The following is a 12,075-nucleotide window of genomic DNA, read 5'->3' as shown; positions in this document are numbered from 1 at the left end:
GCGAGAAATGGCTGATCCGGGACAGAAAGTCCGACATCTACGGTCTCCGCAGCTTCTTCGCGAAGAGCTGCTCGATCTCCTCGTCACTCAGTTCATCGATCGCACCGACGGCGTCGGCATCGGCTGCCGCGCCGCCGGCGGCGACGTCGGCGGCGGGCGCCGCCCAGCCGAGCACGTCCTGCGCGAGGTAGTCGGCCAGCGCCTGCAAGGTCGGATGGTCGAACACCAGCGTCGCCGGCAGGCTGCGCGACAGCTCCAGCCCGGCGCCGAGCCGGTTGCGCAGGTCCACTGCCATCAGCGAGTCGAGTCCCAGTTCGTTGAGCGGCTGGCGCGGGTCGATGGCCTCGGCAGCGGTCGCGCCGATCACCTGGGCGACCTGCTCGCCGACGAAGCCGAGCAGCAGTTCACCGCGCTGCGCCGGCCCGGCCGCATCGAGCCGGCCGCGCCAGGCCGGCAGGCCGGCACCTGCCGGCTTCGCCGCCGGCACGGCGGCCGCGGGTTCGCGCTCGCTGGCGCGCAGCGCCGACAGCAGCGGCAGGGCCGCGCCGGCGGCGAAGAATTCGCTCCAGCGTACCGGAAGGACCGCCAGATGCGCGGGCGCGTCGCTGCGCATCAGCGCTTCCAGCCAGTCCATGCCCTGCCGCGGCGCGATCGCGCCGATGCCACGTTCGCCGATGCGTGCATCGATCTGGCGCTCGGCGGCCGCGCCGACCTCGCTCCAGGCGCCCCAGCCGATGCTCAGCGCCGGCGCTCCGTCGGCACGGCGCTGCGCTGCCAGCGCGTCCATGAAGGCATTCGCCGCGGCGTGGTTGCCCTGGCCGCGCGATCCCAGCGTCGCCGCCACCGACGAGTACATCACGAAGAAGTCGAGCCGGCAGTGGCGGGTGAGCACGTGCAGCGCCCAGGTGCCGTCGATCTTGGGTCCCAGCGGTCGGACGAAGCGCTCCCAGGGCTGCTGCACCAGTGCGCCATCCTCGAGCAGGCCCGCGGAGTGGATGACGCCGCGCAGCGGCGTGCTCGGGTCGATCTGGGCCAGCGTGCGCTGCACCGCGCCGGGCTCGGCGAGGTCGGCCTGGACGCTGCGAACCTGGGTCCCGGCGCCGCGCAGTGCGGTCAGCACGGCCTCGGCCTCGGCCGTCGGTGGCCGGCGACCGACCAGCAGCAGGTGCCGGGCACCACGCTCGGCCAGGCGCTGCGCGGTCAGCAGGCCGAGGCCGGACAGGCCGCCGGTGACCAGGTAGGCCGCCGAGGGATCGAGCGTGTCCAGCGAGCACGGGTGCGCGTCGGCGCGCGTCAGCACGACCTTGCCGACGTGGCGTGCCATCGCCATGAAGCGGAACGCCTCGGCGGCCTGCTCCAGCGCGAAGGTGTGCCGCGGCAGCGGCCGGATCTCGCCGGCCGCGGCGCGACGCATGACTTCATCGAACAACCCGGCCGTGCCGGCCGTGTCCTCGTGGCGCATGCGCGCCAGATCGATCGCGTGGTAGCGGCCCTGCGGCCGCTCGGCGGCAAACCGGTCGTGGCTCCAGATGTCGCGTTTGCCGATCTCCAGGAAGCGGCCGCGTGCGGCCAGGCAGCGCACGCTGGCGCCGATGAACTCGCCGCTGAGCGAATTGAGCAGCACGTCGACACCGCCACCGGTGTGGGCCAGTACCTGGTCGGCGAAGTCCAGGCTGCGCGAGTCGAACACCGCCTCGGCGCCGAGCGACAGCAGCCGCTCGCGCTTGGCAGCGCTGCCGGCGGTGGCGAGCACGCGTGCGCCGCTGGCGCGTGCCAGTTGCAGCGCGGCCATGCCGACGCCGCCGGCGCCGGCGTGGATCAGCACCGTCTCGCCGCGCGACAGCCCGCCGAGCGTGAACAGTGCATGCAGCGCGGTCATGAAGGCGAAGGGCAGGGTGACGGCCTCGTCGAAGCCGATGCCCTCGGGCAGGCGGCGCGCCAGCGAGGCCGGCGTGGTCGCGTAGCTGGCGAAGCTGGCTTCGGCGAGCGCGACAACGTGGTCGCCCGGCGCCAGTGTGCTCACCCCCGGCCCGACGGCGACGACGCGACCGGCGCACTCGCCGCCCAGCGGCTCGGGATCCTCGCGCATCGCGACCGCATTCATCACGTCGCGGAAGTTGAGCCCCGCGGCCGCCACGCGGATCTCCACTTCGCCCGGGCCGGGTGGGCGACGTTCGACGCTGCGAAGGTGCAGCCGGTCGAGCACGCCGCCGGCGTCCTTCTCGAGGCGGAGCGGCGCATCCTCGGCCTCGCGCACGGCAAGGTGCTGCAGGCGCGGCACGTGCCAGGCGCCGGCACGGCGGGCGAACTGGTCTTCGGCGCCATCGTCGCGCAGCCGCTCCCACAGCGCCGCTGCCTGCGCGGCTGCGGGGGCGAGCGGATCGAGGTCGACGCGCAGCGCCCGCAGTTCCGGGTGTTCGAGTGCGATCACCCGGGCCAGCCCGGTTGCTGCCGCCTGGTCGGCGCGCACGGGGGCTGCCGCCGATGCCGCCACCGCACCCTGCGTGACCAGCACCAGGCGCGGCGCCGCCGCGGCGAACGCGGTGCGCCCCAGCCCCTGCACGACGGCCAGCAGGCTACCGAGCACCGCCTGCTGGCCGGGCAGCAGGGACGCCGGCACGTCGCCGGATGGTGCTGGCAGGTCCAGCGCGGCCAGGTGCACCACGCCGGCGAGGCCGGCAGCACCTGCGGTCACCCGGTCGCGCAGTCCCTCGGCGTCGGCCGGGTCGCAGGTCAGCCGCTCGACGGTCTGCCCGCCCGCGGTGAGTTGCTCGGTGAGTGTCGCCGCCAGGCCGGCGCCTTCGCCGAGCAGCAGCCAGTGCCCCGGCGGCGCGGCTTCGACGACCGGGCGCCGTGCCGCCAGCAGCACCTCGCGCGAGCGCGGATCCTGCCCGCCAATCGCCGCTGCCTCGAAGCCGAGCGAGCCCAGCAGGGTCAGCCAGGCCGGCCTGTCGAGCAGCGGGTAGTCGCGGCGCAGCGTGGCGTCCTCGAAGGCCCACCAGCCTTCGGTGAGGCCGAAGCTGAGGTCGATCCAGCGCTCCATGCCGGCGACCTCGAGCATGAGCAGCGTGCCGCCCGGCGCGAGCAGGCCGCGCAGGCGGCTGAGTGTGTTGCGCAGGTCGCGCGTCGCATGGACCACGTTCGACGCGATGATCAGATCGAAGTGCCGGCCAGCCAGCCCCTGGTTGGCCGGCTCCAGCTCGAGGTCCAGTGTCTGGAATGCGATGAAGCCGTGACGGGCAAACCTGTCGCGCGCCCGCTGCACCAGCGAAGGCCCGACGTCGGTGAACAGGTAGTCACAGCGGCGCGCGTCGAGCGCCGGTGCCACCCAGGCCGTGGTGCCGCCGGTGCCGCCGCCGACCTCGAGGATGCGCAGTCGCCGGCCGGCGGGCAGCGTCGCCGCGGCGGTGACGACGGCGTCCCGCACCAGCTGGTTCCAGGCGCGCGCCTCGGGAGCATCGCGGTACAGCGATTCGGCGAGCTCGGACGACCCGTCGGGAAAGAGCAGCTGCAGCGGGTCCTCGCGGCCGGTCAGCACGCCGGCCAGCGCCGGGCCGCAGCGACGTACGAACTCGATGCGCGCGACCGAGGTCGGGTGGGCCTGCTGCAATTCTTCGGCACGCCGCGTGAGTGCGGCGGGCTCGGGGGCGGCAAGCGCTCGTTCGACGCGCCAGTCGGCCCCGTCGCGCGCCAGCCAGCCGTCCTCTGCCAGGATGTCGAGCAGGCGGCCGAGCAGGCGCCGATAGCGTGGCTGAACGCCGAGCCGGTCGGCCAGTGTCCGCGCCACCACCGTCTCGCCGACCCGATGCTGCCAGCCCAGCGTGTCCAGCGCCGACGCGATCCACTGCCGGCACAACGGCTCCAGCGCCACGAAGGCGCGATCGTAGTCGTCCATGCCGTGCTCCGCGAGCAGCGCCGCGAGGCGGCCGGCCAGTGCGGAATCCAGCGCGGCCGGCGCGGGCAGCCAGTCGGCATGGTCCGGCACCCAGGCGTCCCAGGCGACGCGGTAGGCCGGCACGGGCGGCGTCGCCGCTGCTGCCGGGCGCAGCGCGATGCCACGCATCTGCGCGAACAGGCCCTGGGCGTCGAACACGTCGAGCTCGGCGTGCAGCGTGTCCCCGCGCCCGCCGTCGACGACGCGGGCGTGGCTCCACACCAGCGTCGAGGGCGGGCGCAGCACGCCGACATGCTCCACGGCCAGCGGCAGGTAGGCGCGCCCACCGGGCGCCGCCGGCACTGCCGCGGCCAGCACCTGCAGGCAGGCGTCGAGCAAGGCGGGGTGCAGTTGGTAGTCGCCACGCCCGCTGATGGCAGGCGTCGGCAGCTCGATCTCGCCCAGCGCTTCGCGCTGCCCCGCCCACAGGCGCTGCACGCCGTGCAGGCTGGGCCCGAACTGCAGGCCGCGTTCGGCCAGCAGCGTGCGGTGCGTGGTGCCGCTACGCTCTTCACGGCAGCGTTCGCGCGGCGCGCTCAGCGGCTCGGCCGCGCGTGCCGGCCCGGCCGGGCGCAGCCGGGCCTGCGCGTGACGCGTCCAGGCCGCGTCGGCGTCGGCCGCGGCGTCGCGCGACCACAGCGTGAAATCGGCGCCGTCTCCCTCCCGGCGCACGATGCATTGCACGATGCGGGTTTCGTCTTCGACGAAGGCCAGCGGCTCGAGCAGGGCCAGCGCGGCGATGTCGGCGCGCTGGCGCAGGGCCGCTGCGCCGGCGCTCAGCGCCATCTCGACGGTGCCGGTGGCCGGCAGGATGGCACGGCCCTGCACACGGTGATCGTCGAGGAAGGGCACGCTGTCCCTGCGCAGCAGCTGCTCGAACTGCAGCGTGTCGGGTTGCGCGCAGGGTCGGCGAGTGCCGAGCAGCGGGTGACCGGTGCCGGCAGCCGCCGTGGCCACCGGCCGTGCCGAGAACCACAGCGGCTCGCGCTGGAATGCGTACGTCGGCAGATCGAGCCGCCGGCAGGGCATGGTCGACCAGACGGCACGCCAGTCGATCGCGACGCCGGCGAGGAACAGCGATCCGAGCGCCTCGGCGAGCTGGCTGTCATCGTCGCGGCCCTTGCGCAGCGAAGCGACCAGCAGTGGCCGCTGCGGCGCCGGCAGTTCTTCCAGGTTGGCCTGCGCGAAGGCCAGCAGGGTCGGATGCGGGCCGATCTCGAGGCAGACGTCCGGGCGCAGGCCGATCAGCGTGCGCATGCCGTCGGCGAAACGAACCGTCTCGCGCACATGGCGGCGCCAGTAGCTCGGCTGCACGATCTCGCGCGGGTCGGCGAGGCCGCCGCTGAGGTTGGAGACCAGGCGCAGCGTCGGCGGGGCCAGGTGCAGGCCGGCGACCGTGGCCTCGAAGGCATCGAGCATCGGCGCCATGCGTGGCGAGTGGAAGGCATGCGAGACGGCCAGCGGCTGGCAGCGCACGCCGCGCGCCTCGAAGCCGGCGCACAGGCGCGCGACGGCATCGGTGTCTCCGGACACCACCGTCTGCAGCGGGCCGTTGTGGGCTGCCACCGACAGCGCCGGCCCGGCGGCCTCGACCGCGGCCAGCACCTCGTCGGCGGCGGCAAAGATCGCCGCCATCGCACCGCCCGCGGGCAGGGCCTGCATCTGCCGGCCACGCTCGGCGATCAGCGTCAGCGCATCCTCCAGGGTCAGCACGCCGGCCAGGCAGGCGGCCACCACCTCGCCGACCGAGTGGCCCATCAGCATGTCCGGCTGCACGCCCCAGCTGCGCCACAACGAGGCGAGCGCGTATTCGACGGCGAACAGCGCAGGCTGGGTGCAACCGGTCTGGTCGAGGCTGGTGTCGCCCGGCGCGGCGCCGAACAGCAACTCCCTCAGCGGCCGTGGCAGGCGCAGGTCGAGCACGGCGGCACAGCGGTCCAGCGCGGCGCGGAACACCGGCTGGGTGCGGTCCAGTTGGCCGGCCATGCCGGCGTACTGCGCGCCCTGGCCGGTGAACAGGAAGGCGATGCGTGCTGGGTCACGGCGCTGCACACGTGAGCGCCGCAGTGCCGGCACGTCGCGCCCTTCGGCCAGCGCGAGCAGACCGTCGCGCAGCGTGGCCAGATCGGCGGCGAGCACCACGGCGCGCTGCGGCAGCTGCGCGCGGCCGGTGGCGGCGCTGAAGCACAGGTCGGCCAGCGCGGCGTCGGCCAGGCCTTCGCTGGCCGCGAGGTAGCGGCGAGCCATCTCGGCCAGCGCCGGCTCGTCGCGCGCGGACAGCACGAAGGCGCGAAGCGGCCCGGGCGCGGCGACCGTGGTCGCCGGCGGGTCGACGGACTCCTCGACGACGATGTGCGCGTTGGTGCCGCTGAAGCCGAACGAGCTGACGCCGGCGATGCGCCGGCCGCCGATCGGCTGCCAGGGCAGCGTGACGGTCGGCACCTGCAGCGACAGCTCGTTCCAGTCGACGTGCGGGCTCGGCTGGCGCAAGTGCAGATGCGCCGGCAGCGTGCGCTGGCGCAGCGACAGCACCAGCTTGATCAGCCCGGTGACGCCAGCCGCGGCCTCGAGGTGGCCGATGTTGGTCTTCACCGAGCCGACCAGCAAGGGCCGTCCCGGTTCGCGGTCGGCGCCGAACACTGCGCCGAGGGCCTGCAGCTCGAGCGGGTCGCCGAGCTGGGTGCCGGTGCCGTGGGCCTCGACATAGCCGACCTCGCGCGGCGCGACGCCGGCGCGCGCCAGCGCCTCGCGGATCACGGCCTCCTGCGCCGGCCCGTTGGGGGCGGTCATTCCGGAGCTGGGTCCGTCCTGGTTGAGCGCGCTGCCGCGGATGACCGCCAGCACACGGTCGCCGTCGGCGCGGGCATCGGCCAGCCGCTTCAGGACCACCACGCCGCAGCCTTCGCCGCGTGCGAAACCGTCGGCGGCGGCGTCGAAGGTCTTGCAGCGGCCATCGGGGGCGAGCATGCGGGCGCGCGACAGCGCGATGTAGAGGTCCGGCGAGAGGATCAGGTTGACGCCACCGGCCAGCGCCATGGTGCAGTCGCCGGCACGCAGGGCCTGGCAGGCCAGGTGCACCGCGACCAGCGACGACGAGCAGGCCGTGTCGATGGTCAGCGCCGGTCCTTGCAGGCCGAGCAGGTAGGACAGCCGTCCCGACGCGATGCTGTGCGCGATGCCAGAAGCGAAGTGGGCATCCAGCAACTCGCGGTCGCGACTCTCGAACTGCAGGTAGGCGTAGTCGCTGCCGGCCACGCCGAGGTACACGCCGGTTGGCGAGTGCTGCAGCCGGTCGGGCGGCTGGCCGGCATGCTCGAGCGCCTCCCAGGCGACCTCGAGGAACAGCCGCTGCTGCGGGTCCATGCCCTGCGCCTCGCGGCGCGTGATGCCGAACAGGCCCGGGTCGAAGCCACGCACGTCGCCGAGGAAACCGCCGGCGCGTGTGGCGATGCGGCCCGGCACCTCCGGATCGGGGTCGTGCAGTGCCTCGACATCCCAGCGGTCGGCCGGCAGCGGTCCGATCGCGTCGACGCCGTCGCGCATCAGTGCCCAGAAGCTGGCCGGGTCGTTGCCGCCGCCAGGCACGCGGCAGCCCAGCCCGATGATCGCGATCGGCTCGCGTTGCGCGGCCTCGGCAGCCGCCAGTCGCGCGCGCGTCTCCTCCAGCGCAAGGAAGGCGCGCTTCAGTGGCGTCATGCCGCGCTCGGCATCCGGCGAGGCGTCTTTCACGGCGTCGTTCAAGGCGGGTTTTCCAGGCGCTGGTCGAGGAGGCGGGCGATCTCTTCGTCGCTCAGATCGGCAACGTCGGCAGCGCCCAGCGCCGGCGCCGGCACCGCCCGTGCGGTGGCCGGTTGCGCCGGCGCGGCAGCATCGGGCGCGAGGCGCTCGAGCAGGTGACGGGCAATCGCTTCGATGGTCGGATGGTCGAACATCAGCGTCGAGGGCAGCGCGCGCGGCAGCTCCAGTGCACGGCCCAGGCCGTTGCGCAGCTGCACGGCCATCAGGGAGTCCATGCCCAGGTCCATCAGCCGGTCGTGCAGCGAGGGCGGCGAGGCCGGGTCCAGGCGCATCACCTGCATCACCTGGGCGCGCACCAGTTCGCGCAGCAGATCGAGCCGCTGCGCCGGCACCGCTGCGTCGAAGCCGGGGCGCCAGGCCGGCGCCGCTGCCGCGGCCTGCTGCCCGGCCTGGCCGGTCGTCGCCGCCGACGCATCGGCGCCGGCCGGTGCCGATGCGGCTGCGACACCGTCCCCGGGAACCTGCGCGACCACGACGTGCTGCCCCATCGCCTCGGCCGCCGACCCGGCCGGCGGCCAGGCGCCGGCACGCGCGAAGCCGGCGTCGAGCAGTGCGGACTGCCACAGGTCCGGCGCCAGCAGCGGGTTGTCGCCGCGCAGGTCGTCGGCGAAGTGCTGCCAGCCTTCGATCAGGCCGGTGGTCATGTCGAAGTACTCGAAGTGCACCGTCGACTCGACCAGCACCAGCACGCCGCCGGGGGCCAGCAGGCTGCGCAGGCGGGCCAGCGCGCCGCGCAGGTCCTTCACCGCATGCACCGCGTTGGCGGCGACGATCACGTCGACGCTGGCCGGCGCCAGGGCCTGCTCGGCCAGCGGCTTCTCGAGGTCGAACAGGCCGAACTCGACACCGGGCCAGGCGGCGAAGCGGCGGCGGGCTTCCTCGAGGAAGGCATCGCTGACGTCGGTGAAGCGGTAGCGGAAGCGCTCGGCCGGCAGGGCCGGCAGCAAGGAGGAACTGGTGCCGCCGGTGCCCGCACCGATCTCCATCACGCGCAGCATGCGGCCGGGCGGCACCGCGGCGCCGAGCGACTCGAAGGCGGCGGCGGCAAGCTGGTTGATGTAGCGCATCGTGGCCGAGCGCTCGTACAGGTCACGGGCCAGGTCGAAGGAGCCGCCGGGGAACAGCGTCTCCAGCGGACTCTCGCGGCCGCGCAGCACGTCGCCGACCAGTCGCCCGCAGTGGCGCACGTAGGCCAGCAGCGGGGCGTTGTCGGCGAAGTCGCGCTCGACCTGCGCCCACAGCGCCTCGAGTGCCGGCACCGGCAGCGCCGCGACGGCGACGAATTCGTCGCCCTCCTCGCGCAGCAGGCCGTCGGCGACCAGGCCGCGCAGCCAGCGCTGCAGCAGGTGCTGGTAGGGTGCGGCGATGCCTGCGGCCTCGCGCACGTCGGCCAGGCGACGGCGTTCGCCGGCCGCCGCGAACAGACCCGCTTCGCGCATCGTCTGCACGGCATGCGCTCGTGTCAGGCGGGCGAGCAACGCCCACTTGGCCGGATAGGAGGCGACATCCAGGCCGATCGGCGCACGGTCGGCCTGGCGATCCAGCGCGTTGGCCATCCGCTGCCAGCGTTGCGCGGCAGACGGCCCGCCGGCCGGTGCTGCCGCCTCGGCATCGATCCAGTGGCGCTTGCGCTGGAAGGGATAGCCGGGCGCCGGCACGCGTCGAGCACGGCGCGTGCGATGGAGCTGCGCCCAGGCGATGTCGGCGCCGGCGCAGTACAGCGCTTGCAGGCCCTCGAACAGCGTGGGCCAGGCGCTGCGGCCTTCGCGCAGCGAAGGCAGCCATTGCCCGCCTTCGAGCAGCTCCGAGCCCATGCCGAGCAGCACCGGGTGCGGGCTCATCTCGAGGTAATGCGTGATGCCCTGCGCGGCCAGTGCACGAATCGAGTCGGCGAAACGCACGGGTTCGCGCAGGTGGCGCCGCCAGTAGGCGGCCGAGCCGATCGATGCCCGGTTGGCGGGCCGGCCCGACAGGTTGGAGATCAACGCGAGCTCCGGCTCAGAGTAGCTGATGCCGTCCAGCGCCGACTCGAAGGCATCGAGCACCGGGTCCATCAGCGGCGAGTGGAAGGCATGCGAGACGCGCAGCGCCTTGGTGCGCGCGCCGCCCGCGGCGAAGGCCTGGGCGATCGCCTCGACGGCGCCGCGTTCGCCGCTGATGACCGTGTTGGCGGCGCCGTTGACCGCCGCGATCGCGACCCTGCCGCCCTGGCGCCCGATGGCCGCTGTGACCGATGCCTCGTCGGCCTCGACGACCATCATCGCGCCATCGCGCGGCAGGCCCTGGGCCAGCCGGCCACGCGCCGCCACCATGCGCGCGCCGTCGGCGATCGAGATCGCGCCGGCCACACAGGCCGCGGCGTACTCGCCGAAGCTGTGGCCCATCACCGCCACCGGCTCGACACCCCAGCTGCGCCACAGCGCGGCCAGTGCCACCTCGATGGCGAACATCGCCGGCTGCGCATACTGCGTCTCGTCGAGCAGGCCGGCCGTTCCCGGCGCGCCGAACACGATCGGGCGCAGCGGTTGCGGCAACAGTGCGTCCAGCGCATCGCAGCAGCGGTCGAAGGCTTTACGGAAGGCAGGCGCGGCCTCGTAGAGTTCGCGCCCCATGCCGACGTACTGCGGGCCCTGGCCCGGAAACAGGAAGGCAATGCGCGGCGCTTCGGCGCTGCTGCGGCCCTCGGTCAGCGCCGGGTGCGGCTCGCCGCGCTGCCAGGCGGCCAGTGCTGCCTCCAGCGCGGCCGCGTCTTCGCCCTGGGCGGCCAGGCGCAGCGGCTGGTGCGTGCGGCCGACGCCGGCGGTGAAGCACAGGTCGGGCAGTGCAACCTCGTCGCAGCCGGCCAGCCGCTGCCGATAGGCGCCGACCAGCGACTGCAGCGCCACCGGGTCGCGCGCCGACAGCGGCAGAACCTGCGGCGGCTGCAAGCGATCGGCTGTCGTGCCGGCCTCCGCCACGCTCGTCTCGTCCGGCGCGCCGGCCTCGATCAGCACGTGGGCGTTGGTGCCGCTGAAGCCGAACGAGCTGATCCCGGCAATCCGCGGCGCGCCGGCCGGCCACGGCGTGGTCTGCGTGGGCACGACCAGCGCCAGCGCTGCCCAGTCGATGTAGGGGTTGAGCCGCTGCAGGTGCAGGTGCGGCGGGATCTCGCCCTTGCGCAGCACCAGCAGCGCCTTGGCCAGTCCGGCGAGGCCTGCAGCGGCCTCGAGATGGCCGATGTTCGTCTTTACCGAGCCGATGGCCAGCGGCCGGGTGACGTCCCGTCCGGCACCGAGAACGGCACCCAGCGCGTTGACCTCGATCGGGTCGCCCAGCGGCGTGCCGGTGCCGTGCGCCTCGACATAGCCGACGTCGCCGGCGGATACCCCCGCGGCCTCGAGCGCGGCACGGATCACCGCCTCCTGTGCCGGGCCATTGGGCGCGGTCAGACCGTTGCTGCGGCCATCCTGGTTCAACGCCGTGCCGCGCACGAGCGCGAGAATGCGGTCGCCGTCGGCGCGTGCATCGGCCAGCCGGCGCAGCACCAGCATCACGCCGCCTTCGCCGCGCACGTAGCCATCGGCCGCGGCGTCGAAGGTCTTGCAGCGACCGTCGCCGGCCATCATGCCGGCCTTCGAGAAGTTGACGTTGATCTCGGGCCGCAGCACCAGGTTGACGCCGCCGACCAGCGCGACGTCGCAGTCGCCGTGGCGCAGGCCCTGGCAGGCCAGGTGGAGCGCCACCAGCGACGACGAGCAGGCGGTGTCCACCGACACCGCTGGGCCTTGCAGGCCGAGCAGGTAGGCGATGCGGCCGGAGGCGACGCTGAAGGCGTTGCCCGAGCTGTAGTAGGGGTCGATGCGTTCGGGCTGTGCGAACAGGGCGCGCCCGTAGTCGTTGTTGGCGATGCCCAGGTAGACGCCGGCACGGGTACCGGCCAGCCCGGCCGGCGCATGGCCGGCATCTTCGAGTGCGTGCCAGGCCAGTTCGAGGGCGAGGCGCTGCTGCGGATCCATGCTCGCCGCCTCGAGCGGCGAGATGCCGAAGAACTCGGCGTCGAAGCGGTCCACGCCGTCGATGAAGCCGCCCTGCCGGGTGGTCATCTTGCCCGGTGCCTGCGGGTCGGCGTCGTACCAGGCGTCGATGTCCCAGCGGCCGGTCGGGATGTCCGAGATGGCGTCCGCGCCGCTCCACAGCAGTTGTTCGAAGGACTCGGCATCGACCACGCCGCCGGGCGCACGGATCGCCAGGCCGACGATCGCCAGCGGTTCGCGTGCCGTCGCCTCCAGCTCGGCCACGCGTGCACGCAGCTCGCGGATCTCGATCAGTGCTCGCTTGACGGGGGAGAGATCGGTGTCGGCCAT

3 protein-coding genes (1 of these 3 only partly in view) are annotated in these 12,075 nt (G+C 73.8%); all 3 read right to left on the bottom strand.

Annotation, left to right across the window (positions count from 1 at the left end; all coding sequences use genetic code 11):
* Tightly spaced (each overlapping or abutting the next), the 3 genes in view from AAG801_RS19410 to AAG801_RS19400 form a layout consistent with a single transcriptional unit that may run on beyond the window.
* Positions 1 to 37, bottom strand: the 5' portion of a protein-coding gene (locus AAG801_RS19410; RefSeq protein ID WP_341889822.1) for a type I polyketide synthase. 6,677 nt of this gene lie to the left of the window's left edge; the window shows 37 of its 6,714 coding nt (coding positions 1-37); it begins with the start codon at positions 35 to 37; its stop codon lies beyond the left edge, outside the window.
* The gene (locus AAG801_RS19405) at positions 38 to 7,675 is read right to left on the bottom strand and encodes an SDR family NAD(P)-dependent oxidoreductase (RefSeq protein WP_341889821.1); all 7,638 of its coding nucleotides are present in this window, start codon (positions 7,673 to 7,675) and stop codon (positions 38 to 40) included.
* The gene (locus tag AAG801_RS19400; protein ID WP_341889820.1) at positions 7,672 to 12,075 is read right to left on the bottom strand and encodes a beta-ketoacyl synthase N-terminal-like domain-containing protein; all 4,404 of its coding nucleotides are present in this window, start codon (positions 12,073 to 12,075) and stop codon (positions 7,672 to 7,674) included. Before AAG801_RS19400 ends, AAG801_RS19405 begins: the two co-directional genes overlap by 4 nt.

It is taken from the genome of Variovorax sp. YR752 (assembly GCF_943372545.1).
The sequence above is the reverse complement of the archived record's forward strand: the minus strand, read 5'-3'. Positions and strand labels throughout refer to the sequence as shown.